The sequence below is a fragment of the Streptomyces sp. O3 genome (assembly GCF_054788135.1).
The window spans coordinates 1-24,924 of record NZ_JBTVYK010000026.1 but is presented as its reverse complement, the minus strand read 5'-3'; the positions used below and the strand labels follow the sequence as shown (position 1 = coordinate 24,924).

Sequence of the window (24,924 nt, the reverse complement as noted above, 5' to 3'; positions counted from 1 at the left end):
CCGAGGCCCGTGCGTCGGCTGGCTGAATCAGCGACGGTCCCAGCACATCACATTACGCACTCACTCCGTCACCGTTCGTCGTGAATTGGCGAAAACGGAACATGGCGCTCCGGGAACACGGTGCTCCAATTAGAGTCCCGTCCCGCCGCACAGTCCCGTCCCGCTCTATAGCCCCGTCCCGCTTGAGAGTCCCGTCCCGCTTCGTCAGACCAGGCGTACCGGCTTCTCGGGTCGTACGCCCCGTTGGGCGAGCCAGTCCCGCAGCGGGTCGGGGTCGCCGTTCTCGACCAGGCTCATGATCCGGGGGGCCAGGTCCGTGGCCCGCTCGCCTGCCACCAGCAGGGCCGGGCCGTCCAGCCAGTCCAGGCCGGGGGCCGCGCCCGCCGTGTCGATCGCGGCACAGCAGACCATCGCGGTGACATGGTCCGCGAGCAGCTCGCGGCCCGTGCGGGGCGGCTGGAGCGGGAAGAGCGGCAGCTGTCCGCCGTCGTGGAGGCCGTCACCCCAGGGCCCGTCGTCGGGCCCCAGACCGGGCGGCGGCGACGGCGCGGCGGCCTCCTCGCGGGCCACCTCCGCGGTGAGCCGCGCCGCGAGCACCTCACTGGCGTCACTCTCCGTGTCCGTCACGGTGCGAGTCGGCGTGGCCGCTGTGGCGTCTGCGGCGTCTGCCGTGTGCTGTGCGGCGGGCTCTGACGTGACGTCTGGTGTGACGGGTGAGCCGCTCTCGGACGGGGTGCCGGGTATCGGTCCGGGCGGGGGTCCGGGAGTGGGTTCGCTGGTCAGCGCGGGGACGGCGGTCAGGTGGTCCATCACCCGGTTCAGGGTCGGGACCTCAGGGTCGGCTATGAGTTCGGCCATACGTTCGGCCACTGGTTCGCCCGTTGCTCCGGCGCTCGGAGCGGCGATCGCTTCGGCGTCGGGGCGGCTCGTGCCGTCGGAGGAGGCGAAGGGGACGAAGGGAGCGAAGGGAGCGGAGGAGTCCGGAGACGGGTCTGGAGACAGGTCGGAAGACGGGTCCGGAGACAGGTCGGGAGACGGGTCGGCGCTCGCGCTCCGCACGTCCAGCGCGTCCAGGACGCGGTGCAACCGGGCGGCGTCCATACGCCACTTGCGGTCGACGACCTCTTCCGGGTACTCCTGCCAGCCCACCGGGGACCAGTCCGGGGTCTGTTCCGCCGGTCCGCCGTGGAACAGCCGGGCGGCCAGCAGCGAAGCGGCCTCGTCCACGCTGCCCGGCTCCTCCAGGAGGTCGCAGGCGGGGCGCTCACCCAGCCGAGAGGCGAAGCCGTCGGCGAGCCGGTCGCGCCGGGAGAGCTCGGTGAGGGCGGAGACCACCCCCGCGTCCAGGCGCGACGGCCAGCGGCCCATCCGCCAGGCGGGCAGCGCGACCCGCGTCAACAGCCGGTCCCAGCCCGCGTAGGCGAGGCCGACCTGCTCCTGGGCGACGATCCGCGGACCGTAGTCCACGGCCTTGGCGCGCTCGGCGGCGGCCGCCGCGACCCCGCGCTCCATCTCGGCCGCGTGACCGCGGCAGGCCCGCAGCAGCAGCCGGGAGATCCAGCCGACACCGGACAGGGCAGCACGGGTCAGCGGAGCACGCCCTGGGCGCGACGCGACGGCCACGGCGGCGTCGAGACCGCGTATGAAGCGCCGGGCCGCGGCTATGTCGGGGTGCGCCGACGGACCCGTACCGGCGACGACCGGGGCGAGCACAGCCCGCAGTTCGGCGACGCGCATCCACCACATGAAGGGCGAGCCGATGACCAGCACGGGCGCCGCCGGGCTCGACGGGTCGCCCGCGTCGCGTGCCGCATGCGGCGCCGACTCGCCCCGACGGGTGCGCCCCTGGGCTGGATGGGCGCGGTCCTCCAGCCAGCTGTCGCAGTCCGGGGTGAGCGCTATCGCCGACGGGGCGGGCACCTCGAGACGGTCCGCGAGGTCCCGCACCAGGCGGTAGAGATCGGGGGCCGACTCCTCGGCGATCGGGACCGTGGGGCTGAGCGCGGGACGCGCCCGAGCGATCACCAGCGCCACCCCCGCCGCGGCGAGCAGCACCAGCAGCGCCCCGCCGGTCAGCAGCCAGAGCGCGAGTTCCAGGCCGCCCCCGCCGTCGATCCTCCCGGTGCCGACGGCTACGGCCAGCACGACCGCGACCGCCGCTGGCAGCAGCGCGAGCGCCAGCGCCCTGCCGCGGACGCGCAGCACGGCGAGCGCCCGAGAGCGCGCTGCCCGCGCTCCCGCCTCGCTGCCCAAACGGATTCCGGACACGACCCGACGTCACCCCCTCTGCCCTACGACGGCTCTGCTCACTCCCCCACTGTGACACCCACCACTGACATCGCAACGCCGGTGGGCCAAGTGCCGGAATGCTTGCGCCGCACCCTAGTTGGGGCCTCAGGGCACGTCAGTCGTATCGGGAAGCGCTCACTCGATGGAATGGCGTTGGGCAAAGGTGTAGACGCGTGGGGCCCGGATCAGGCGTCAGATCCGGGCCCCACGCGTCGTACCGGGCCGCCGCGCACAGAGCGCGGGAGTTTGACGACAGGGCCTAGCGGGCAGTGACCTCCGCAGCCGCCGCGGCGGCGATGTCGGTCCGGTGCTGCGAGCCGTCAAGGCGGACCCGCGCCACGGCCGCGTACGCCCGCTCGCGGGCCTGGGCCAGGTCCGGTCCGGTGGCCGTCACGGACAGCACCCGGCCGCCCGCGCTGACCACCGCGTCGCCGTCTCGCCTGGTCCCGGCGTGCAGCACATACGCGTCCGGCGCGTCCTGCGCGGCGACCTCGTCGAGGCCCTCGATCGGGTCACCGGTACGGGGGGTTCCGGGGTAGTTGTGCGAGGCGATCACCACGGTCACGGCCGCCTCGTCACGCCAGCGCAGCGGGGGCTCGCTGTCGAGCGTGCCCTGGGCCGCGTTCAGCAGGACGCTGGCGAGCGGGGTGCGCAGCCGGGCCAGTACGACCTGGGTCTCGGGGTCGCCGAAGCGCGCGTTGAACTCGATGACCCGTACACCGCGGCCGGTGATCGCCAGACCGGCGTACAGCAGCCCGGAGAAGGGCGTACCGCGGCGGCGCAGCTCGTCGACCGTGGGCTGCAGGACGGTCTCCAGCACCTCGTCGACCAGCTTGGGGTCCGCCCAGGGGAGCGGCGAGTAGGCGCCCATGCCGCCCGTGTTGGGGCCCTCGTCGCCGTCCAGGGCGCGCTTGAAGTCCTGCGCGGGGGTGAGCGGCAGTACGGTCTCGCCGTCGGTGATCGCGAAGAGGGAGACCTCGGGGCCGTCCAGGAACTCCTCGATGACGACGCGCTCGCAGGCCAGGGCGTGCGCCTTCGCGGCCCCGAGGTCGTCGGTCACCACCACGCCCTTGCCCGCGGCGAGACCGTCGTCCTTGACCACGTACGGGGGACCGAAGGCGTCCAGGGCGTCGGCCGCCTCCTCTGCCGTGGTGCAGACGTACGAGCGGGCGGTGGGGACGCCCGCGGCGGCCATCACGTCCTTGGCGAAGGCCTTGGACCCCTCCAGCCGCGCGGCTTCGCCGGACGGGCCGAAGCACGGGATGCCCGCGTCGCGCACGGCGTCGGCGACCCCGGCGACCAGGGGCGCCTCCGGGCCCACGACGACCAGGCCGACGCCGAGCCGCGTCGCGAGCGCGGCGACCGCCGCGCCGTCGAGGGCGTCGACCGCGTGCAGCTCCGCCACTTCGGCGATTCCGGCGTTGCCGGGCGCGCAGTGCAGGGCGGTGACGTCGGGGTCGAGGGACAGAGAGCGGCACAGGGCGTGTTCGCGGGCGCCGCCGCCGATGACGAGGACCTTCACGCGGTGCAGCCTAGCTGGCGCTGGACTGTGCGTTCATACGGGCCGGGGCGGAGCCGCTTGTCGCTTCGCCCCAAGCCCGCTCGCGCGTGCCCGCACGCGGCCACCCGTACGCGACCGCTCACGGCACGGGGCTGCTCACGGAACGGGGCTGCTCGCGGCACGGGGTGCTCACGGCACGCACCCGCTCTCGCGCGGCGCTCACTCGTTGGTGTACTCCTCAACCACCGTCGCGCCCAGTTCCCGGACGATGAGGTCATGCCCGGACAGCACGGACTCGTCCAGGTCCGGGTCGTCGTCCTCGGGGTTGTCGTCCTCGGGTGCGACGGGCGGTGGCTCGGGCACCCGGTACTGCGGCTCGGGCGCCGAAGCCGGGGCGGACGAGGACACGGGAGCCGGGTCCGGAGCGGGTGCGGGCGCGGGCGCGGGGGCCTGCGGTCGCGGAGCCGGGGCGGGGGCGGGGGCCGATGCGGCCGGGGCCGGACGCGGTGCGGCCGGAGCGCCGCCGAAGTTGGCCGCGGCGGGCGGCGGCGCGGATCCGCCCGAGGGGTCGATGATGGCCTCGACCCGCCACTGCACGTGGAACTGCTCGGCCAGCGCCTGGCGCAGGACGTCCTCGCTGCCGCTGCTCGCGAAGTTGTCGCGGGCGCCGGCGTTGATGAAGCCGAGTTGCAGGGTCTGCCCGTCGAAGCCCGCGACCTGGGCGTTCTGGCTGAGCAGAATCCAGGTGAACCGTCGGCGGTTCTTGACCGCCTCGAGGATGTTCGGCCAGAGGGTGCGCGGGTCGAGCCCGCCCGCGGGCGGGCCCGCCTGCGGCGGAGCCGCCGACGCCGCGGGGGCGGGCGGCGCGGGAGCGGCCTGAGGCCCGGCGGCGGGGGCTTGCGCCGCCCGCGGGGCGGGCCTGCCACCGCCCGCGGGTGTCGCGGTGGGCCAGCCACCGGGACGCGCGGCGTCCTGGGCGGGCGCGGGCGCGGCCTGACCGGGTCCGGCGAGCCCGGAGGGGTCGATCGGCGCGGGGCCCGCGCCGGGCGTCGCCGAAGTGGGCCAGCCACCGGGCCGACGCGCCCCGCCCTCCGGCTGCTCGGCGGCACCTCGCTGCCCCGCCCCGCCGCCGGGCCGGGACGCGGGCTGGGACGCGGGCGCACCGCCGCCCGCCGCGGGCGCGGCAGGCGGGGCCGACTGGGCAGGCTGCGCTTCCTCGTATACAGGTCCGGCGGACCCAGCGGCCCCAGCGGGCCCAGCGGGTCCGGCGGCCCCAGCGGGTCCGGCGGGCCCAGCGACTCCAGCCCCAGTCGCAGCCCCGGCCCCGGCCCCGGCCCCGGCGTCGGCACCGGGAGCGCCCCCCGTTCCCCGAACCGCCGCCCGAGCGGCGGCGGCCCCGCCCCCCGGCGCGACCGCGCCGCCAGCGTCCGGTACCGGCCCCGATCCCGGCCCCGGAGCATGGGCGTCAGGCCCAGGCACGTACCCCATAGCGGGCCCCGGCCCGCCCCCCGCGACGAAACTCACACCAGCGCCAGCGCCAGCACCAGCACCGGGCCCGCGCTCAAGCCGATCCAGCCGAGCCATCACGGACCGCTCGTCGTCATACGCCGCGGGCAGCAGCACCCGCGCGCAGATCAGCTCCAGCTGAAGTCGCGGCGAGGTCGCGCCGCGCATCTCCGTAAGCCCCTCGTTGACCAGGTCGGCCGCCCGGCTCAGCTCCGCGGCGCCGAAGACGCCCGCCTGCGCCTGCATCCGCTCCACGACATCGGCCGGGGCGTCGATCAGCCCCTTCTCCGCCGCGTCCGGCACGGCGGCCAGAATCACCAGGTCCCGCAGCCGCTCCAGCAGATCGGTCACGAACCGCCGAGGGTCGTGACCGCCCTCGACGACCCGGTCCACGATCTCGAACGCGGCGCCGCCGTCCCCCGAAGCGAACGCCTCCACCACCGAGTCCAGCAGCGACCCGTCGGTGTACCCCAGCAGCGCGGTGGCCATGGCGTACGTCACACCATCGGCGCCCGCGCTCGCCAGCAGCTGGTCCATCACGGACATCGAGTCCCGCACGGAGCCCGCCCCGGCCCGTACGACCAGCGGCAGCACGCCGTCCTCGACAGCCATGCTCTCCCGTCCGCAGACCTCGCCGAGGTAGTCCCGAAGGGTCCCCGGAGGCACCAGCCGGAACGGATAGTGGTGCGTACGCGACCGGATCGTCCCGATGACCTTCTCGGGCTCGGTGGTCGCGAAGATGAACTTGAGGTGCTCGGGCGGCTCCTCGACCACCTTCAGCAGGGCGTTGAACCCCGCCGACGTGACCATGTGCGCCTCGTCGATGATGTAGATCTTGTACCGGCTGGACGCGGGCCCGAAGAAAGCCTTCTCGCGCAGGTCACGCGCGTCGTCCACACCGCCGTGCGAAGCGGCGTCGATCTCGATGACGTCGATCGACCCCGGCCCGTTCCGCGCGAGGTCGCGGCAGGACTGGCACTCCCCGCAGGGGGCCGGAGTGGGACCTTGCTCACAGTTCAGGCAGCGGGCGAGGATGCGCGCGCTGGTCGTCTTGCCACAGCCGCGCGGCCCGCTGAACAGGTACGCGTGATTGACCCGGTTGTTGCGCAGGGCCTGCTGCAGCGGGTCGGTGACATGCTCCTGCCCGATGACCTCGGCGAAGGACTCCGGGCGATAACGGCGATACAGCGCAAGGGACGACACGCATACGAGGTTATCGGTGCCCACTGACAACCGTCCCCAGCCCAGGGAACGGTCCCCAGCCCAGGGAACGCAAGCGCCCCCCACGCACCCGCCAGAGCCAACCTACCCTTGCTGCCTTCCGGCCCTGGGGGAGTTCAGTCAGATAGCGCCACGTGAGGGGCTGCGCCCACCTTAGCTGATCCACCGGGGTGGGAACGAGTTCGCGAGCACTCCTCAACGTCTTGTATTGTTTGCGGCGGAGGATTCGCCTAGAGGCCTAGGGCGCACGCTTGGAAAGCGTGTTGGGGGCAACCCCTCACGAGTTCGAATCTCGTATCCTCCGCAGCTGGCTGACCAGCCAGAACGAAGGCCCCGACCGGGAAACCGGCCGGGGCCTTCGTCGTTGTCTCAGCCCTCGTTGTCCTGGTCTTTGTCCATAGGGCCTGTTTCCGGGGCTCCCCAGATCGCCCGCCCGATCTTCTGGGCGACCTCCTTCAGGAGCGCATCGGGCACGTGCAGGTACCTCGCCCGCATCCGCGCAGCGCCACCCGGCTCCCACCCCATGATCTGGTCGATCACCCGGTCTGGGACTCCCAGCAACATCAGGACTGTCCCGGCCGTGTGCCGCGCGTCGTGCAGCCGACCGTCCCGGACCTGAGCGTCTTCGAGCAGCTGCTTCCAGTCGTGGTAGTCGGTGTTCGGGCTGAGCGGCCCACCGAGCAGCTTGGTGAAGACGTACTCTGACTCGATCCAGAGGTTGCCGGCAGCTTGCCGCTCGCGCGCTTGTGCCTCTGCGTGCGCGCGGAGCATCAGGACCAGAGGGCCCGGCAGGGGCACCGCCCGGCGCCCGGCTCTCGACTTGGTGTTCTTGGTCTCGCGCCGAACCTGCACCTTCTGCGGGCAGTACCCCGCTTTCCGGCCACAGGGTGCCGCATCCCCGCACCCGTGCTCGTACTTCGGGCGCAGCCGGTTCCGGCGCAGCTTCAGATACTCGTTGTCCAGGTCGACGTCCGACCACCTGAGCCCGAGCGTCTCGCCCTGCCGCAGCCCGAGCGCGAGCGCGAGCATCCAGCGGGCGCTGTTCCGGCGCTTGTTGACTTCAAGGAGCAGCCGCTGGACCTCCTCCACCGAGTAAGGCTCGACCTCCGTCTCGTCCTCCTCGACCCGCGGCGGCTTGGCCAGCGCAGCCGCGTTCTTGGCCGTATGGCCGCGCCGCACCGCCTCGCCTAGCGCGGTGCGGATCGTCCGGTGGGCCTGGTGGGCAGTGGCCGCCTTGCTCCCGTTCTTCTGCATGCGGCGGTACAGGGCTTCCAGGTGCTCGGGCTCCAGGCGGTCGATGCGGTGCTTCCCGATCCCGGGTACGAGATGGACGCGCACCGCCACCTCGTACCCGGCGTACGTGTTCTCGCTGATGACCGGCTTGGCGATGTTCTCGACCCAGTGCAGGAGCCACTTCTCGACCGACCACGGCTTGCCGGGCTGGCGAGTCGCTCCCTCATCCCGCTGCTTCTCCAGCCGCCGCACCTCGTCAACAAGGTCCTTCCGGGTAGGGCGGGTGATGTGTCTGCGGTAGGGCTCGCCGTTGTCCTTGTAGCCCATGGGCACCCGCGCGTGCCAACGGCCGTCCTTGCCCAGGTAGATGGCCGATTCGCCGTTAGCCCGGCGGGTGCGCTTCTTCTTCTCTTCACTCATGCGGCGACGCTCCTCCGGGCTGAACCCACGACGCCGGCACACTGCCGCGCCCGCAGTTTGCGAGCGAAGTCGACCACAGCGTCAGCAGGCACGCGCCGCGCGCGGCCGAGCGTCACGGAGTCCAACTCCCCTGCAGCAAGCAGCTGGAAGCAGTACGTACGGCCGATACTGAGGCGCCTCGCTGCCTCTTCGACGGTGAGCAGGACCAACGTCGGGTCGTCCCCGACCTGGATTGCGGTACTCATCTGGGGATCTCTCCTCAGGCCATGGGGAGGGGGCTCGTCTGGCCCCCTCCCCTGAGAGCCGCTACCTCCGCTACTTCCGCTACCGGGCAGGTCAGGGCCCCTTTTGGTGGTAGCGGATTGGGTAGCGGTAGCGGATAGGACGGGGGTTTCAGCGGGTGCGGCGAACCGCAGCGGGGGGCGTGGGCGGGAGTGTTCTATCCGCTACCGCTACCTTTGCCGCTACCGGAAACAGCGCGCTGACCTGCGAGGTAGCGGCAGTAGCGGAGGTAGCGGACCCTGAGGGAGGGGGCGGGCAGTAGCGCGCCCACGCGTCCGCGAGGTCGGCCGCGTAGTAGCCCTTGAGGACCTCGCCGGTGGCCGGGGATTTGATGTTGCGGGAGGCGATCGGGGTGTTGTCCTCGGTCATGTACTCGCCCAGCATCCTGGCCAGGCCGCGCGAGGTGAGCGGCTTGCCGTTGTAGTCGGCCCACGGGGCGTCGTCCATGGCGTTGAGCCGGTCCAGGATGGCCACCGTCGGGAGGCGGTCGATCCCGCACATGACGCGGTCGCGCAGGTCGGTCAGGAGCCGGATGCCGAGCGAGCCCTTGTCATCGTGCTTGGCCGCGCTGACCAGCTCGATGCAGGCCGCGCGGGCGCGCGCGGGCCAATGCCCGCCGAGCGCATCGGCGATGGCGATGAGCGGTTCCCACACGTCGGCGGGGCGGTCGGTGACCTCCGGCGGCATGGCGGGGAAAGCCCCGGTGAGCTGCTCCTGAACCGTCTCGGCCCAGGCAGCGAGCCGGTCACGCAGGGCGTGGCCTTCGGCGATGTGGACGCGGGAGCGGAAGGGTTCCGCTACCTCGTTGGGCGCCCTGCGGCGCATGCGGATGATGACGGAGCGCGTCATGATCGTGTCGGGGAGGTTGCCGAGTCCGGCCATGGCCACGGCGCAGAAGGACGGGAATTCCTGTACCTGCTGGTTGGCGCCGTCGCCGACGCACCGGTACATACTGCGCCTGGGGGTGTGGCCCGCGTTGAGGAACGCGCGCAACTGCTCGTTCTCTCCGGCCTTGGGGCCGAAGACGGTGTCGATCTCGTCGTACAGGATCGTCGGCCGGCCGCCGTCGAGCCCGGACACGGAGCGGAACAGGGCGGCGGCGGAGGCGTCCACGGCCGCAAGCGGGCGCGGCACGAGGGTTTCCACGATCTCCAGTGCGCGGGACTTGCCGGAGCCGGGTTCGGGGCTGAGGAAGGCGAGGCGGGGTGTGGAGTCGAAGCAGTCGAGCAGGTGGGCGTGTGCGTCCCACAGGGCGACGGCGATGTAGGCGGCTTCGCGGGGGAAGACGTTGAAGCGGCGGTGGAACGCTTCGACCTCGTCGAGCAGCGCGGCGCCATCGATCGGCGCGGCGGGCGGGGTCGCGGTCATGCGGCGTTCCTCCTCTCTGGTGCGGGGGCGGTGCGGTGGGGGCAGGCGCCGCCTGCTCGGGCGCTGAGTTCGGCGACGGCGTGTTTGCCCCGAGCGCGTTCGTGGTGTCCGCAGGCGCACAGCCAGTCCGCGACCGGTGGGCGGGTACGGATGTGCAGGCCGGGCCGGATGCCGGTGACCCGAGCGGCAGCGCCGTCGGCGGGAAGGGCTGAAAGGACGCCCTGACGGGCGGCCCTTTCCGGGCCGCGTGACCGAGCCGGGATTCCGGTCAGTTCGGCGGGGTTCCGGTCAGCCGGGCCGGGCGGGCATTTGCGGGCGGCGCGGGAGGGGCGGTGGTTCATGCCGTCTCCCGGGCGCGGCAGGTGCGGGCGGAGTAGTCGAGCGCGTCGCGGATGGTGGCGCGGACTTCCGTCGCGGGGAGGCCGGCCGCTTCCCCGGCCGCCGCAAATGCCTCCTCGACCACGGCTTGGGTGATCTCGCCCCAGACGATGAACCTGCCGATCACGATCGTGCGCCGCAGCAGCAGGGCGTGCCGCTGGCCTTCGGGGGCGTTGCGGACGCGGGCGGTCTCGCATTCCAGGGCGACCGCCGCGCGGCGCGAGGTGCCGCCCGGAATCAGCAGCGGGGCGGGCGACGCAGCCCGTACGGCCGTCCTGTCGGGCTGCATGAGCAGGTGCCACAGCCAGATGGGCAGTTCGGCCGCCGGGCCGTCACAGGTGGCCTCGTAGATGCCGTGCGGGGTGGTGCTGCCCGCGGCGACGATGTTCCCGCCCCACGCCCGGGTGTCGATGAACGGCGCGAGCGTGCCCGCGGTGGAGGGCAGGCGCCAGGTGGGCGGGAGGCTGAAGTACAGGTGGTGGCCGCCGCTGGGGGTCCGCACCGTGTAGGTGGCGGGCCAGGGCACTGCGGCGCGCTCGCAGAGCGCAGCGAAGTTCTCCGCGCCGCCAGGCGCGTCCGAACATCCTTCTCCTGCCCGCGGCTTGGGGACATCGAGGTCGATGACCACGAGGTTCGAGGGGCCGGGGGCGATGCCGACGTTGTACGGGCCCGTGTCCCAGGTGCGGCGGATCCGCTCGGGGTCGGTGGTGGCCCGCTGCTCGAACTTGACGTGCCCGCCCGCGCAGGGCCCAGTGCAGGGGCACAGGGCCTGGCCGTGCAGGGCGGAGGCTTTCCCGCCAGGGCGCAGCGGGTGGACGTGCCAGCCGCGCGCGGCGGCGGCGAGCGCGGCATCACGCAGCGCGCTCTTCTGGGGTGGTGTCATGCTGGGAGTTCTCCTGTTTCGTGAAGGGACGGAGAGCTGGGGCGGCCGTGGTCTTTGGCGAGAGACGGCCGCCCCAGGCGCACCTAGAACGGCGCCTCAGTCGTGCCGGAAGAGCCGGTGGGCGTGACGGACCAGGGGTCCGCGCCGGATGCCGGCGCGGCCGGTCGCTTGGCCTCGATCGCGACGTTGGTGAACCGCAGCGAGGCGCCGATCTCGTCGACTTCCATCGCGAGCATCGAGCGGTTCTCGCCCTCGGGGGTCTGCCAGTTGTGCTGCCGGATCCGGCCGAACGCCACCACCCGCGAGCCCTTGGTGAGGGACTCCGCGATGTGCTCCGCGAGGTGGCGCCAGGCGGCGCAGCGGAAGAACGTCGACGTGCCGTCCTTCCACTGATTCGTCTCGCGGTCGAAGGTGCGCGGGGTCGCGGCGATCGTGAACTTCGCCAGCGCGGACCCGTTGTCGGTGAACTTCAGTTCCGGGTCGGCGGTCAAGTTGCCGATCACGGTGATCGGGGTCTCGCCAAACGACATGAGGACTACTCGCTTTCGGATGCGGTCGCGGTTTCGGGCAGGGCAAGGCAGCGCCCGCCGTACGTCGCGGTGACGTGGTGTGGTGAGGACAAGGGTCCGGAGAATCACCGGTTTGGGTAACCGGCGATCGTCGGCTATGTTGCGCCCCGCCTGCGGCCCGGACAGGGGACCCAAAGCGCAGCAAGTTGGGACCGAAGGGGAGCTTCCGCGAGCGGAGCAAGCTGGTGCGGAAGTCGTACTTCCGCACCCCGGCCGAGGGCGGCCGGGGTCAGAACGGCGGTTCGTTGGTGGCCCAGGGGTCGGGGGCCGGGTGGGTGCGGTGGAGCCTGCGGGGGCGGCGCGGCAGGGGGAGTAGGAGCCAGCGGCGGTTTTCGTTCCAGCATGAGCAGGGCCACCAGTCGGTGCCCGCGTATTCGCCGGTCTCGTAGTCGCCGTAGTCCTGCTCGAATCCGCCCACGCCCTCGCAGGCTGCGCAGTCGGGGCGGGGTGTGTCGGTGAGGATCAGGGCCGGGCGGGGCCAGGTGGCCCGCTGGATGCGGAGCCGGGGCAGGCGTGCCATCAGGCGTTCTCCTCGCTCTCGTCGACGAGGCCGCTGTAGCCGAGCGGGCTGACGGCGTTGTGCGTGTGGTCGAGGAAGTCGGTGAGGGTGCGTGCGACGATCGCGGCGGACGCGAGTGCGGAGCGGGCCTGCGCGGCGTGGTCTTCGACATCGCCGAAGTCGGCGGTCAGGTGGCCACTGTTCTCCAGTGCGGTGAGCGCGTGCCTGATCTGGTCGAAGCTCTGGGGCAGAGCGCGTACGAGCATCTTCAGCGAGGCGACAGCGTGATAGGTCTGGCCCGGGTAACTGAGGCCAGTGCCCGGCTTGGGGCTCAGCGTGGCGTGGTTGAACTTGCGGATCTCCTCGGCAGCAGCGGCCGGGTACTTCTCCGGATTCTTGCGGGTCATGATCAGTGCTCCTGTGAGGTGTCGACGGTGTGGTCGGCGGTCGGCCAGGTGTGGAGGTGGTAGAGGTCGAGGACCTCGATGAGGAGTTCGTCGATCTGCCCGCTGAGGTCGTCGGGGTCGGAGACCAGGACGCGGGGCGGGCAGGTGAGGCGGGCGTGGATGTGGAGCCGGTGGGCGGGGGCGTCGTCGATGTCGGTGTCGGGGCGCAGGGTCCAGGTCTGTCCGGCGGCGGCGAGGAGCAGCGGGTCGCCGCTGCTGGCCCGTTCGCAGGCGAGGCGGAGTGCGGTGGGTGCGGGCAGGTGGTCGAGGCGGGCCAGTTCGGCCGCCTGGTCGGTGATGAACGCGGCGGCCTGTTCGGGGCCGAGGAGCAGATCGAGGCGCGGGGGCAGGGTGCTCATGCGGGGCTCCTGTCAGGTGTGGAAGTGGTTGTGCTTGATGACGGCCTTGCGGATGTTGACCGTGGTCCGGCCGCGGGTGGCGGTCAGGAGCTGCAGGGCGATGTAGCCGCCGAAGAGCACGGCGGCCAGGACGATGAGCTGGGTGATCAGGGCGGTGAGGGCGGTGATGAACGCGGAGAGCATGAGCAGCCCGCCGCACACCGCCGCGAAGCCGAAGCCCCCGAGGGCGACGTTCACCGCCGTGCGCGAGAGGTACGGCTTGGCCGCGTTCGGGTCGGGCTTGGCGGGCTCGATGGCGTAGCCGGTGACCACGCGCCCGTCGGGGAGGATCACGCTTGCCACGGCCGGAACCTGGCCGGGCTGTACCGGTACGAGCGGCGCCGGAACCGGTATGGGGGTGGGGTGGTGGACTTCGGCCGGCCGCAGTGTGCGGTACGGCAGGGGCTCGGTCATGGCGGGCTCCTAGAAGTCGAGTTGCTGGACGGCGCCGACGACGGCGCGGGCGAAGTTGTTGATGGGGTCGGCGGCGCCGGTGGAGGCGAGGAAGAACCCGAACAGCACGGCCACGGACGCGGCGATCGGGCCGACGTCGCGGTTACGTATGAGGCCGAAGAGGATCAGGCCGAAGAGCAGAGCGAGGGACACGGTGACAGCCATGGGGCAGCTCCAGGAGGGCAGAAGCGGAATGAGGGAGGTGGAGGGTTCAGGGAGGCAGAGGTACCCCCTCTTGTGAGGCGCCTGGAGGGGTTTCGGGGGTGCTGACCTGCGGGCCTCCCTGACTCCCTGAGTGATCATTGATACTGGTCAGGGCCAGGGAGGCGGGTCAGGGAGGCGTTCAGGGAGTTCTCCCTGCCTCCCTGACCCACACGGGGTGCGGCTCCCTCTACTCCGAACCGGAAGCGGAACCGTCCTCGGGGCGGTTGGCGAGGGCGCGGGTGAGCCGGTCGCGTGCGATGACCATCACGCCGTCGGACTTGTACGGCTCGGCGCCGGTCCCCTCCAGGACGCGCTTGAGGTCGATGAACGACCACTTGCCGTACGCGTCGTTGTCGAGCATCGCGAGCCGCTTGAGCACATCCTGCGTCCGCGCCCTCGGGCGCTCCCCGAGCACGCCGGCGATGTCGGCGAGCGGGTCACGCTGCTCGCCGCGGTCGATGACGGTCAGGGTGGTGACGCCGTCGCGCATCGCCTTGGCCCGGTCGGTGAGGGCCTCGGCCGCGTCGTCGTCGATGTAGTGCGTGCGCACCGTGATCGATGACTGCCCAGCCGGGATGGCGATGCCGTCCGAGGCGACCACCAGCGTGCCCCGGTCCAGACCGGGCCGGAGCAGGTTGGGGGCGGCGCCGCCGTCAACGGCCTTGTCCCCCAGCGCCATGCGGGCCTGCGACTCGGTGCCCAGGGCGAGGGAGGCGCGGGTGTGGGCGCCCTCGCGGACGAGCTTGGGCAGGTTCTCGTTGGTCGGGTCCTGCGTGCCCTGCCACATCAGCACGTTCACCGCACGGCCCTGGTTGTGGATCTTGCGGACGGCCATGAAGTACCGGGAGTTGGCCTTCGAGCCGCCATAGGGCCGCTTGTCCTCGTCCCTGGCCGGGCACATGAACGCCACCTGCGCCTCATCCACGAGCACGATCAGCGGGGGGAACGTAGTGCCGGGCGGGGCCTGGATACGGCGGTTCATCTCGGTGACCGCACCCTCGACCATCTCCGTGACCTGGATGACGTGTTCGTCGGTCGGGCCCTGGATGAGGGTCGAGGCGAGGCCGTCGAACATGGCCCAGTCGCCGACGCCCTTCAGGTCGCCCATCAGGAACTCGACCGACTTGTCCAGCGCCAGCCACAGGGCGAGCGAGCGCAGCGCCACCGTCTTGCCCTGATTCGACAGACCCGTGACGAGGAGGTGGCGCTGATACAGCGACAACGCCGCCGCGTCCCCGCGCAGGTCCTGACCCCACGGGGCCTTCCCCTTCGCGTAGTCGGCGGTCATCGAATCGTCGGTGACCAGCGGAGACGGGCCGATCGGCTCATCCAACGCGCCGGAGTCGGCGACCCACAACCGCACGGTGCGGGCAGCGGTCGGGATGGTGATGAACACCTCGTGTTCGTGCCGGGTCAGGTTCTCCGCGAGCTTGCGCCGGCGCTGCTGCACCTCAACCGTCGACACCCCCGACGGCAACGTGACATCGACTTCGACGCCGCATCCGGCGATCCGGATCGGACCCAGCATCCCGGCCCCGGCGTCGCCCATGTCCTTGATGGCGTTGCGCAGAGCAGGAACACCCAGGTCCCGCAGCGCCTTCACCACGATCGAGGGGGTGATGGGCTCGCCCTCGCCGGTCTGCGCCGACTCCGGCAAAGCCCAGTACGGCGCCGCCTGCGCCCGCCGCCCGACCTCCCACAACGCGAACAGCCCGAGCAGCGGGGAGATGCTGACCAGCGGGCCCCAGACGACGGAGACGATGGTGATGAGCAGCGCGAGGAACTCGACCACCGCCATCAGCGGGGTCAGGATCATGGAGCCGTCGTGGTTCGCGGCCGCGAGGACGACCCCGAGGCCGATCAGCCCTCCGATTCCGATGCCCACGCCCGCCACGGCGGAGCGGGCCATGTCGACGGGGGCTTCGAGCAGGTCCATGCGCCGCTTGTGCCGGGCCGCGCGGAACGCCTGGCCGCGCTCCTCCCACTCGGCCGCCACGTCGTGGTTCCCGGCCGCCTCGGCGGCGCGGAGCATGCGTTCGTAGCGGGCGGCGGTACGGCCGTCCCACGCCCGGCGGCCCACGATCCTGCCGCCGTTGAACACATACATGCCATGCCGCACCGCAAGCCGCCCCGCGGTCCGGGTGCGCTCATCAGCAGCGATACGCCGTATGGCGCGCCCCGACCGCACCCACAGCGGCACGGGCCTGGCGGGTGCGTCCGTGACGACGCTGAGCGGGGTGGTCGGGGCTTCGGGGTCGGTGGTGGTGGGGTTGTTTTTGTGCAGGTGAACGACGGTTTCGCTCATGTCGCAGCTCTCCTGAACCGCCCACAGGGCGGGGTCGAAACGCCCGGTGGCCGCACCCCCGATACGGGGATGCGGCCACCAGGGCGAGCGATGTATGAGGGGGTCGGGCGGTGTCACCACCAGGACTTGCGCGGCTTGGTGCGGGCCTCGCTGCGCATCCGGCGCCGCTCGGCTTCAAGTTCGCCGATCTCTTGCTCGATCCGGTCGGCCGCGTGCTCCCACAGCCGGTCGATCCGCCGGTCCGCCCGCCGCGTGGACCGGCCGCGTACGACCTGGCTCCCGCCGCGCGCACAGGCGGCGAGGATCCGCCGCTGCTCGCGTGAGGTGAGCGCACCCAGGTCCTGCCTGCGCACCCCTTCGAGCTGCTCGCGGGCCTTGTCGATCTGCTTCTCGATCCGGCGGGTGTTCGCCCTGGACATGGTTCAAGCCCTCCTCGGGAGTTCGTAGGCCGACGCATCGGCATCGTTCGCGCACAGCAGGCACATGCCGAGCGACGTCGGCAGGCAGTAGCCATAAGTGATCTCGCAGACCGGACACGTGCGGCGGGCGAGCATCGCCAGCGCGAGCGCACCCCACTTCCGCGAGGTCATCGGCCGCACCGGCTTCGCCAGATCGATCCGGTACAGATACGCGACCGCACACCCCGCCTTCCGACGCTTGGAGCGACGCATGAGCTGGGCTGCTACCGGCTGACCGCCCGGCCGCAGCCCCATGGCGCGGAGCTGCCGGCGGGTGGCATAGCCGTCCGGCGCGAACCGCCACGGAAACGTCGGTATCCCGTAGCGGCGCCCGGTCGGGTCGAAGCACTTGCCGTAGGCGGCGCTCATGACGCGGCCTTGGCCCGCTCAGCGCGCAGCGCCTCGCGCAGCATCCGGGCGTTCTTCGGCGACGTGTGCACCGCCCGGCGGATGCCCTCGGCGGTCAGCTTCCCGGTCGGCCACGTGGCCGTTGCCGTACGCGCTTCATCGAGCAACTGCGCCGCGGTCCGCTTCGGTCGCGGCGACCGGGCCACATCCGGGACCCGGCCTGTCGCCCGACGCGGCCGAGTCGATTCCGCCGCTACCGTCTTCCTCACCGGAGCGATCGGGGCGGTGGCGGTCGACTCGATCGCGGGCGGGGGCTTGAGCGGCAGAGCCGACTTCAGGAACCCGACCGCCACCGGACGCGGCAAAACGCCCACGTTCGCGGTGATCGGCTCGGGGGTCGATTCCGGCAGGTCAACCATAGACCGATACATGATGGTGTCGGTGGATTCCTCCGCATTCTGCGGCGGGGCTGGGGTCGGGTCGGCATCGAGGTGGAACATGGCCGCGAGCGCGGCGTCCGCGCCGTGTGTGACCCGCTGGCGCTGCACATCGAGCAGCCTCGATCCGAGCGCCACATCCCCCGATCCGACCTTGCGTGCCAGCCGCCACGACGTCCGGTCCGACCGCTGCCGGACCTTCTTGTCGGGGTGGTTGGTGGCGCGGGCCCGGTGATACGCGAGCCGCTGCACGACCTCGATCGCGCGCCGCTCACCCTCCGCGTCCCGACCCTCGGTGTGCACCGTGATCCGCCGCGCGAGGAACGCCATCCCCTCGGCCGATACGCACATGCCCATCGGCGTGATGCCGTAGATGACCGCCGTACCCACATCCTCGGCCGCCATCACGGCCATCGCGGACGCAGCCGCCGGCAGCGCCCACAGACCCAGGCGGATGATGCGCGGCGAGGACTGCCCGAGCATCGTCAGCCCGAGCTGCACCAGCGCCAGCACCGCCGTGGCACCCTCGCCCGCGGCGACCGCACCGAGCGCGGTCCCGTTGCCGTAGGCGCCACTGATGTTGGAATAGGTACCGATCCCACCGAACACACCGGTCGCGAACATCGGCACAAACGCCAGGCCCAGAACCGTGACCTGCACCTTCGTCAGCCGGTTACGCCGCGTGGCACTCATGCCGCCTCCCGCGTCGAACCCGTGGCCCTCAGACGGCGGTCCGCCGCCGCGTTCGCGTACCGGCAGGCATCACACGCCCGCTCACCATTACGGCGGTGACGCGAGTAACCGCGCCGCGTACCGCACTCGACCGGGCCCAACGCCCGCTGCCGCTTGACCGGCGCCTTCACCACCGGCACCGGCACCGGCTCAGCGGTCTCTTCGGCCGCGCGGCGCTCACGGATCAGCGGCAGACGCTGACGGTAGCTGAGCCCGCCGAAGATCCCGAACCGCTCACCCGTCTCCACCGCATACGCCAGACACGCCTCACGCACCGGACACTCCGCACAGATCGCACGCGCCTCACCCGCCCCGTGCTGATTGCCGTGCTCCGGGAAGAACAGCTCCGGGTCGATCCCGTCACACCGCGCGCCCGCGAGCTGCGGAACCCCGGCCAGCGCGGAGGTGATGCGGTCTGCGAACCCACCGCCGTCGTGCGGGCTCTTCGCTGCGCCGATCACGCCGCCACCCCCGCCCGGTGCGCCCGCGTACGGGTACGGGTGGTGGCTGGCCGCGCCAGGGCGACCACGTTCACGAGCTGCTCGGTCCGGGACTCGATGGCCTCGGCCGCGACGCGCAGCGCCTCAGTGGGCATGTCGAGGTTCTCGGCGAGGATGTCGCGGGCCGCGGCGAGGCGGGCCGCGCGCTCCTGCTCGTTCTCGCCCTTCACTCCGAGCCACAGCTCAAGCGGGGTGCCCAGGGCCAGTTCAAGGAAATCGGTGTCGCTCACGGCCTGATGGCCGCCGATGGATGCATGCATGGGACTGCTCCTGACGTGAAGGGACGGAGAGGCCCGGGGCGGTCGCGGCTTTTGGCGAGAGGCGACCGCCCCGGTGGTCGGGAGAGGAGAGGGTCAGACACGGAACCGGCGAGGCCGGTTGAAGAGGTTGATCAGCCCTCCGGCGACCGTGGTCACCGAGGTGAAGGCGACGAACACCGTCACGGAGGCGTTGGCCCCGAGGTTGTGCACGTAGAGGCCATTCACGACCGCGGCACCGAAGCCGAGCGCGAAGAACAGCAGGGTCAGCAGCGAGCGGCCCCCGGTCATCGGGCGGAAGGTGCGGGCGACGATCTCAATCTCGGACGGCCGAACCGTGCGCAGCGTCTGGCCGTTCATCTGGACGTCGACGACGCTCCCGGCGGCGCGGTGCGCGGCAACGCCGGCCACCGTGCCGAGCTCCTTGTCGGAGCGGATGCGAACGACGTCACCAATGGCGATCTGCATGGTGTTCCCCCCTGGCTGAAGTGGAGTTCGGGCCCATCCCGGCTCCCCTCGACCCCGCCCGTACGGCATCAGGCCGGACGGGCGGAGGAGGCAACCGGCGCGGACATCGAGACCGCGCAAGGGCTGGGCGCGGCCGCAAGCCGCGCAGTCCGCCTTTTCGACTCGGGGAGACGGGGCCCACCTATTGAGTTCTCAAGGAGCGAGCGCTCCCGGCGGGCGCGGTAACCCTCCGAAGAGGGCTCCCGTTCCTCGGGGAACAGGACCCGACGGCGCATACATGCAGGTCAAACCGATCTGAAGCGGCCAGGAACCCGACCACCTCGCCACTCATGCACTCATGTGCAGGAGTGACATGCATGAGAGTGCCCAACTCCTGTACATGAGTCAACCCGCCGTGCGGACTCCACGGCGGGTCGAGGGCTCAGGAAGAGGGGTTTTCAGTCACCTGCAGGGATGCGGTACTCCAGAACGAACTGGTCAGCGGCCATGAAGGTGTCGCAGACCTCTACGATTCGGCCAGCTTCAGATTCCGCGTTCCGCGTCAGGTGGATGATGGGCGAGCCCGGACTCAGACTGAGCGTGGCGATCTCCTGCTTGGTCGCCAGCCGGACGCGCACCGTCTCCGACAGCTCTTTCAGGGTGTGCCCGTGCTCCTCAAGCCGGGCATAGATGCCGCCTCCGCCGGGGTTCTCCTCGAACAGCTCCGGGATGTCCTTGGCGACGTCCCAAGGCAGGTAGGAGGTGGCCTCCTCGGTGGGGATGCCGTCGCTGAAGTAGAGACGGCGGCGCGCCAAAACCTTCATGCCGGCCGGGACTGACAGCCGCTCAGCGATCTCGTCCGGCGCCTCGGTCGGTCCCACGTACAGCACGCTGACGCTTGGCGTGCTGCCTGCCTGCTCAGCTTCTGCAAGGTACGCCGCCTTGCCTGCCGTGCGGTGAGACCTGCGGAAACGGTCCGAGGACTTACGACGCACAGCGGGACGCCGCTTTACGTACGAGCCCTTGCCGTGCCGCGTCTCGATGAGCCCGGTGGTTCGCACCTCAGCGATCGCCTTGCGGACCGTCCCGCCTGACGTCTTGTACCGCGCCACAAGGTCGGCCTCGCTGGGAACCTGCGCGCCGGGCGGGAGGATCTGTTCCTTGATCTGCTTGATCAGGTCGTCTGCGATCAGCAGGTACTTCGGCTTTCCCGAGTCTCTGGAAGACGTGGGCATGTCCTACTGTGCCTCCTAGGCTCCTGTACATAAGCAACGCTACCCGGAGGGCGCGCTGTGTCGCTTCACTCGGTTTCAGTCGCGGGCGTAGTCGTGCGCGAGGACGGCCGCGTCCTGGCGATCCGTCGCGCGGACAACGGCACGTGGGAACCACCAGGCGGCGTGCTCGAACTGGATGAGCGCCCCGAGGACGGGGCCGTTCGGGAGGTGCTCGAAGAGACCGGGATCAAGGTCTCCGTCGAGCGGCTGACCGGGGTCTACAAGAACATGAGCCGGGGCATCGTGGCTCTCGTCTTCTTCTGCCGGCCGGTTGCCGGTGTGGAGCGGCTGTCGAGCGAGTCGATCGCGGTGGAGTGGCTGACCCCCGAGGAAGCCGAGCGGTCGATGGGCGAGGTGTACGCGGTCCGCGTTGCCGACGCTCTGGATGCTTCGGCTGCCCCGCACGTCCGCTCTCACGACGGCCGCCACCTGCTCGAATCTGCCTGAGAAAACATCTCAGGCAGTCGCCTCGAAAGAACTCGCCGGTAATTCACGCGCCTCTATGATCGGATAGCGCGCGACCAAAAGCATTCGCAGTGGGGGGCCATGACGCAGCCAGAAGCCGCAGCCGAAAGGGCGATTGAGGAACTCCTCGGCCACGACAGGAAGATCCTCGGCCTTCGGCAAGAGATACGCGAAGCCCGCCTCAAGCGGCTCCTACTGGTCTCGACCTACTCCTCGACCCCCGCGCTGCTATTGCTCCTATTTGTCGGGAACATAGCTACATGGGGTCGCGTCGACCTGGCCCGAGTCAATCTAGCCTGCATCCCACTCCTCATCGCCCTTTTGATCCTGTGCGCGGTCGTCCGCGTCCAAAGCACTAAGCTTGTCGGCTACAACAAGGTCCTCTTGAATGAATGGGAGTCGGGGTACGCGGCGGGGAGGAAAATCGACCTTGAGCTTGCGATCGAGCGAAGGCGACTCTCCGCAGCATCTACCGAACTGCCAACAGAGACCCGCCGTCACATCTACCGAGAGTCCGTGCCAGGAGCCATCGAGCAGTACCGCTCCGACGGACTTCGCTACAGGCGGGTTCACAACCTCTTCCAAAGCGTCATCATCATCGGTTCCCTGGCAACGTCGACAGCAGCGAGCCTCGCGGAAACCCCACCGCCCTACAAGTGGATCACCGTTGGCACCAGCTTCTCGGTTGGTCTTGCAGCAGGCTTCACCGGCTACTTCAAGTTCCGCGAGCGCAGCTTCTACCTCCAGCAGACGGCCGACACCATCGAGGAGGAGTACGACGCCGTGAACCTGAAGGTTGGCCGCTACAAGTCCAGCACAGACGACGAAGCCGCCCTTCTGGAGTTCACCGAGCGGGTTGAGACCCTCAAGAACGACCAGCGCAAGCGACAGCAGCAACTCGACCAGCCAACGGAGACGCCCGAGGGCTGACGCTGTTGTCCTGATCGTTGTCCAGTTCGCAGACGGACGTCATGGTCCACTGTCGTACGTGCACCCCCGCTGACCTGCCACGCGAACGGCTGTGAACGCCCCCAGACGATCACTCGCACAGTTGGAAAGCGTGTTGGGGGCAACCCCTCACGAGTTCGAATCTCGTATCCTCCGCACCCGCCCACCAGGGCAAACGAAGGGTCCGACCGCTCAGCGGCCGGACCCTTCGTCGTTGCGTGGTCTCAGTTTTGGTCTCAGTTGGCACGACCGGACGGTCATGAACCTGCGCGACCGCGCCTGTGGTGCGGGCGAGGCCGAGGTGATCAGCCGGCGGCTGCTCTGCTGCGTCACGTGCCCTGTTGCCGGAGGCACACGGGAGGCTGGACTCCGCTGATCATGGAGGAGAGCTTCGAGAGCCGCCGTGGAGCCACGAATCCGAGTAGTTGCGAGAAGTCCTCTGGCGGTCGTGCCCACCGATAGCCTTGAGGTGAGGGCTCGTGCAGTGAGCCATGACGAGAGGAACCCATGGCTGCAGCTGCCCCCGACGAGGTCGAGTACGGCGAGGTCTTCACCCGTCGATGGGTTGTCGAGACGATTCTTGACCTGGTCGGCTATACGGCAAACAAGGACCTCACCCAGATGAAGCTCGTTGAGCCGTCAATCGGGTCCGGAGCGTTTTTCGTCCCCGTACTGGAGCGACTGCTCGAGTCTGCAAAGGTCCACGGCACGGAGCTGTCGGCGCTGGCTGACTGTCTGTACGGCCTCGATCTCCAGCAAGAGCATGTCGCGACCTGCCGGAAGAAGTCGGCGGACATGCTCCAAGCCGCTGGGGCAAGTCCCACAGAGGCCCGAGCACTGTCTGCAGGCTGGCTGCGTCACGGCGACTTCCTTCTCGACGTGGTACCGGCGGACGTCGACTTCGTCATCGGCAACCCGCCGTACATCCGCACCGAGGATCTCGATGATGAGACCGAGGCTGCCTACCGCAAGACATGGCGGACGATGCGTGGACGGGCGGACATCTACGTCGGCTTCTACGAGCGTTCGCTGTCCATGCTCGCAAGCGGCGGGAAGGTCGGGTTCATCTGCGCGGACCGTTGGATGCGGAACGCCTACGGGAAGCACCTGCGGGGTCTCGTGACCTCACGCTACGCGGTCGAGTCCGTGTGGCAGATGCACGACGTGGACGCGTTTGAAGCAGAGGTCTCGGCCTATCCGGCGATCACGGTGCTGGCCAACTCCGAGCAGGGCAGCGCCACGTTCATCGACACCGCTGCCGGGTTCGGAGCGGCCTCCGCGAGCGAGGCCCTGACGTTCGCGCAGGGCACGGTGGAGGAGGCTTCGGGCCAGGGATGGGAGGGCGCTCGCCTGCCCAAATGGTTCGAGACCGACGACTTCTGGCCCGCGGGATCCCCTCACACCATCAAGCTGCTGGAGCATCTGCAGGAGAATTTCCCGACGCTGGAAGCCGACGGCACGACGAAGATCAGCATTGGGGTCGCGACCGGATCCGACAGGGCCTACATCATCAGCCCAGACGCCGGCATCGACGTCGAGCAAGATCGGCTGACGCCCATCGTCATGGCCGACGACATCCGCGCAGGTCGTCTCACGACGCCTTCGAAGATGCTGCTGAACCCGTGGGACGACGAGGGCAGGCTCGTGGATCTCGCGGACTACCCGAAGTTCGCGGCCGCGCTCGCGTCGCACCCGAACGTCAAGAAGCGCTTCGTCGCGAGGAAGAACCCGAGCACCTGGCACCGCACCATCGACAAGGTCTACCCGGGCCTCGCCGAACGGCCGAAGCTGCTTCTTCAGGACATGAAAGCCCAGATCACGCCGGTACTGGAGCCTGGCGGCTACTACCCGCACCACAACCTGTACTACATCGTCTCGTCGTCATGGGACATGGAAGTGCTCGGCGGGCTGCTCCTGTCTCGGATCGCAGAGGCTTTCGTGAGCGCCTATGGCGTGAAGATGCGTGGCGGCACGCTGCGATTCCAGGCGCAGTACCTGCGGAAGATCGCGGTTCCGCGCCCCGAAACGATCCCTGACGACATCGCCTCCAGGCTCCGTGACGCATTCCGCGCCGGTGACAGGGTGGCTGCGACGCGTGCGGCCGAAGAAGCGTACGGGCTACCTGCCGGCAGCATCTGAATATCCGAATAAAAGAAGAGGATCAATGAGCGACCTGACACCTGTCGAGACCTGGCGCGCCGCTGTTCTCGGCTATTGGAAGGGCCTGGACCTGCAGGCCGCGAGGCAGGGGCAGGCGACCGGGGTCAAGGACACCGGCAACCGTACAGCCGTCACGGGTGGCAAGCAGATGGACGCGATGCAGGAGGTCGTGGCGAAACTATGGCGCGCCGACCCGGAGATCACCCTTGAGGTGCGCACGACCGGTCACAACAATCTCCCGGCGTACTTTCGACCAGCGAAGAACTGGGATCTCCTGGTGCTCTACCGCGGCTCCCTGATCGCGGCGATAGAGTTCAAGTCCCAGCGAGGCCCCTCGTTCAGCAACAATTTCAACAACCGGACGGAGGAAGCCCTGGGGCTCGCGGCCGACTCCCAGATGGCCGCGGAGCGCGGCCTGTTCGGCCGCTTGAAGCCCTGGTTTGGTTTCATCATGCTCGTGGAACGCGCGCCGAAATCGTTGAGCAAGGTCGCGCTGCCCAAGAACATGCCGTTCCCGGCGGACCCGATCTTCGAGGGAGCTTCGTACATAGGCCGGTACAAGATCTTCTTCGAACGCATGGTCAAGGAGGGCAACTACGACGCTGTCGCTCTCCTCACCGCCGAGGCGGACAGCGAACACTTCGTCGAGCCGTCGGTGAGCTTGTCATTGGCCAACCTCGAGGCGGAGATCCGTGCGCGCATCGTGTACATCAAGACGCTGCCTGACGATGTGTTCGACGAATTGACGCTCTAGCTAGCAGAGCGCCTGGTCGGACAGACTCCTAACCTCATACTTGCCGGCGTTCCCGGCAGGCCGTGATCCTGATCGCGGCCAAACCATCACCTTCCCCTCCCGCGATGCCGCCCTAGCCTCGATCTTTCGTGACGGTCCGTCGGTTTCTTCGGCGGGCCGTTTCGGTTGTTCGGGTCGGTGGCGGGCGCG

Annotated in this window: 25 protein-coding genes, 1 tRNA gene and 1 other RNA gene; 5 read left to right on the top strand and 22 right to left on the bottom strand. The window is 70.1% G+C overall.

Annotated elements, in window-relative coordinates:
• Window positions 1–204: 204 nt before the first annotated feature.
• The 4 genes from ACX6XY_RS15085 to ffs all read right to left on the bottom strand — a co-directional run bounded on the left by ACX6XY_RS15085 (window position 205) and on the right by ffs (window position 6,664).
• The gene (locus ACX6XY_RS15085; protein WP_460330404.1) at window positions 205–2,268 is read right to left on the bottom strand and encodes a M48 family metalloprotease; all 2,064 of its coding nucleotides are present in this window, start codon (window positions 2,266–2,268) and stop codon (window positions 205–207) included.
• A gap of 280 nt (window positions 2,269–2,548) precedes the next feature.
• A complete protein-coding gene (gene purD / locus ACX6XY_RS15080; RefSeq protein WP_460330401.1) occupies window positions 2,549–3,811 on the bottom strand; it encodes a phosphoribosylamine--glycine ligase in 1,263 nt (420 codons plus the stop codon).
• Window positions 3,812–4,009: 198 nt separating this feature from the next.
• Window positions 4,010–6,499 (bottom strand): DNA polymerase III subunit gamma and tau, encoded by a 2,490-nt coding sequence (locus ACX6XY_RS15075; protein ID WP_460330399.1) that lies wholly within the window; start codon window positions 6,497–6,499, stop codon window positions 4,010–4,012.
• A gap of 66 nt (window positions 6,500–6,565) precedes the next feature.
• Window positions 6,566–6,664, bottom strand: an RNA gene (gene ffs, locus ACX6XY_RS15070) — signal recognition particle sRNA small type.
• A gap of 72 nt (window positions 6,665–6,736) precedes the next feature.
• On the opposite strand from ffs, the gene ACX6XY_RS15065 reads away from it, so the two are divergent.
• Window positions 6,737–6,821: transfer RNA gene (locus ACX6XY_RS15065), tRNA-Ser, on the top strand.
• A gap of 65 nt (window positions 6,822–6,886) precedes the next feature.
• Here ACX6XY_RS15065 and ACX6XY_RS15060 read toward each other — a convergent pair.
• From ACX6XY_RS15060 to ACX6XY_RS14975, 18 genes are all read right to left on the bottom strand, one after another.
• Window positions 6,887–8,170: a tyrosine-type recombinase/integrase gene (locus ACX6XY_RS15060; protein ID WP_460330396.1), complete on the bottom strand. Its 1,284-nt coding sequence runs from the start codon at window positions 8,168–8,170 to the stop codon at window positions 6,887–6,889.
• A complete protein-coding gene (locus ACX6XY_RS15055; protein WP_460330394.1) occupies window positions 8,167–8,415 on the bottom strand; it encodes an excisionase family DNA-binding protein in 249 nt (82 codons plus the stop codon). Before ACX6XY_RS15055 ends, ACX6XY_RS15060 begins: the two co-directional genes overlap by 4 nt.
• A 148-nt stretch (window positions 8,416–8,563) precedes the next feature.
• A complete protein-coding gene (locus ACX6XY_RS15050) occupies window positions 8,564–9,820 on the bottom strand; it encodes a DUF3631 domain-containing protein (protein WP_460330391.1) in 1,257 nt (418 codons plus the stop codon).
• Between the two features lie 337 nt (window positions 9,821–10,157).
• On the bottom strand, window positions 10,158–11,081 hold the full coding sequence (locus tag ACX6XY_RS15045; protein ID WP_460330388.1) for a bifunctional DNA primase/polymerase: 924 nt from the start codon (window positions 11,079–11,081) through the stop codon (window positions 10,158–10,160).
• 83 nt (window positions 11,082–11,164) lie between these two features.
• Entirely contained in the window at window positions 11,165–11,611 is a 447-nt protein-coding gene (gene ssb / locus ACX6XY_RS15040) for a single-stranded DNA-binding protein (RefSeq protein ID WP_460330386.1), read from the bottom strand.
• A gap of 268 nt (window positions 11,612–11,879) precedes the next feature.
• Window positions 11,880–12,170 carry a hypothetical protein gene (locus ACX6XY_RS15035; protein WP_460330384.1) on the bottom strand — a complete coding sequence of 97 codons (291 nt, stop codon included), beginning with the start codon at window positions 12,168–12,170 and terminating at the stop codon, window positions 11,880–11,882.
• Window positions 12,170–12,556 (bottom strand): hypothetical protein, encoded by a 387-nt coding sequence (locus tag ACX6XY_RS15030; protein ID WP_460330382.1) that lies wholly within the window; start codon window positions 12,554–12,556, stop codon window positions 12,170–12,172. Before ACX6XY_RS15030 ends, ACX6XY_RS15035 begins: the two co-directional genes overlap by 1 nt.
• Before the next feature lie 2 nt (window positions 12,557–12,558).
• Complete coding sequence (locus ACX6XY_RS15025) at window positions 12,559–12,954, bottom strand: hypothetical protein (RefSeq protein WP_460330379.1); 396 nt, start codon at window positions 12,952–12,954, stop codon at window positions 12,559–12,561.
• A gap of 12 nt (window positions 12,955–12,966) precedes the next feature.
• Window positions 12,967–13,407, bottom strand: a complete 441-nt coding sequence (locus tag ACX6XY_RS15020; protein ID WP_460330377.1) for a hypothetical protein — start codon at window positions 13,405–13,407, stop codon at window positions 12,967–12,969.
• A gap of 9 nt (window positions 13,408–13,416) precedes the next feature.
• Window positions 13,417–13,611: a hypothetical protein gene (locus ACX6XY_RS15015; RefSeq protein WP_460330375.1), complete on the bottom strand. Its 195-nt coding sequence runs from the start codon at window positions 13,609–13,611 to the stop codon at window positions 13,417–13,419.
• 226 nt (window positions 13,612–13,837) lie between these two features.
• The gene (locus ACX6XY_RS15010; protein WP_460330372.1) at window positions 13,838–15,955 is read right to left on the bottom strand and encodes an FtsK/SpoIIIE domain-containing protein; all 2,118 of its coding nucleotides are present in this window, start codon (window positions 15,953–15,955) and stop codon (window positions 13,838–13,840) included.
• Between the two features lie 113 nt (window positions 15,956–16,068).
• Window positions 16,069–16,374 (bottom strand): hypothetical protein, encoded by a 306-nt coding sequence (locus tag ACX6XY_RS15005; protein WP_460330370.1) that lies wholly within the window; start codon window positions 16,372–16,374, stop codon window positions 16,069–16,071.
• A 3-nt stretch (window positions 16,375–16,377) separates the two neighbouring features.
• Window positions 16,378–16,782 (bottom strand): RRQRL motif-containing zinc-binding protein, encoded by a 405-nt coding sequence (locus ACX6XY_RS15000; protein WP_460330368.1) that lies wholly within the window; start codon window positions 16,780–16,782, stop codon window positions 16,378–16,380.
• Entirely contained in the window at window positions 16,779–17,891 is a 1,113-nt protein-coding gene (locus ACX6XY_RS14995) for a conjugal transfer protein (protein ID WP_460330367.1), read from the bottom strand. Before ACX6XY_RS14995 ends, ACX6XY_RS15000 begins: the two co-directional genes overlap by 4 nt.
• Complete coding sequence (locus ACX6XY_RS14990) at window positions 17,888–18,391, bottom strand: WhiB family transcriptional regulator (RefSeq protein WP_460330366.1); 504 nt, start codon at window positions 18,389–18,391, stop codon at window positions 17,888–17,890. Before ACX6XY_RS14990 ends, ACX6XY_RS14995 begins: the two co-directional genes overlap by 4 nt.
• Window positions 18,388–18,690: a hypothetical protein gene (locus ACX6XY_RS14985; RefSeq protein WP_460330363.1), complete on the bottom strand. Its 303-nt coding sequence runs from the start codon at window positions 18,688–18,690 to the stop codon at window positions 18,388–18,390. The genes ACX6XY_RS14990 and ACX6XY_RS14985 overlap by 4 nt, the downstream gene beginning before the upstream one ends.
• 93 nt (window positions 18,691–18,783) lie before the next feature.
• Entirely contained in the window at window positions 18,784–19,155 is a 372-nt protein-coding gene (locus ACX6XY_RS14980; protein WP_460330360.1) for a hypothetical protein, read from the bottom strand.
• A 437-nt stretch (window positions 19,156–19,592) separates the two neighbouring features.
• Window positions 19,593–20,369 carry a GntR family transcriptional regulator gene (locus ACX6XY_RS14975; protein ID WP_460330358.1) on the bottom strand — a complete coding sequence of 259 codons (777 nt, stop codon included), beginning with the start codon at window positions 20,367–20,369 and terminating at the stop codon, window positions 19,593–19,595.
• 93 nt (window positions 20,370–20,462) lie between these two features.
• Here ACX6XY_RS14975 and ACX6XY_RS14970 point away from each other — a divergent pair, with 93 nt between their 5' ends.
• The 4 genes from ACX6XY_RS14970 (at window position 20,463) to ACX6XY_RS14955 (ending at window position 24,735) form a co-directional block, all read left to right on the top strand.
• Window positions 20,463–20,855: an NUDIX hydrolase gene (locus ACX6XY_RS14970; RefSeq protein WP_460330356.1), complete on the top strand. Its 393-nt coding sequence runs from the start codon at window positions 20,463–20,465 to the stop codon at window positions 20,853–20,855.
• Between the two features lie 99 nt (window positions 20,856–20,954).
• Window positions 20,955–21,803, top strand: a complete 849-nt coding sequence (locus ACX6XY_RS14965; RefSeq protein ID WP_460330353.1) for an SLATT domain-containing protein — start codon at window positions 20,955–20,957, stop codon at window positions 21,801–21,803.
• 525 nt (window positions 21,804–22,328) lie between these two features.
• Complete coding sequence (locus ACX6XY_RS14960) at window positions 22,329–23,960, top strand: Eco57I restriction-modification methylase domain-containing protein (RefSeq protein ID WP_460330350.1); 1,632 nt, start codon at window positions 22,329–22,331, stop codon at window positions 23,958–23,960.
• Between the two features lie 25 nt (window positions 23,961–23,985).
• Window positions 23,986–24,735: a PaeR7I family type II restriction endonuclease gene (locus tag ACX6XY_RS14955; protein WP_460330347.1), complete on the top strand. Its 750-nt coding sequence runs from the start codon at window positions 23,986–23,988 to the stop codon at window positions 24,733–24,735.
• Window positions 24,736–24,924 lie beyond the last annotated feature (189 nt).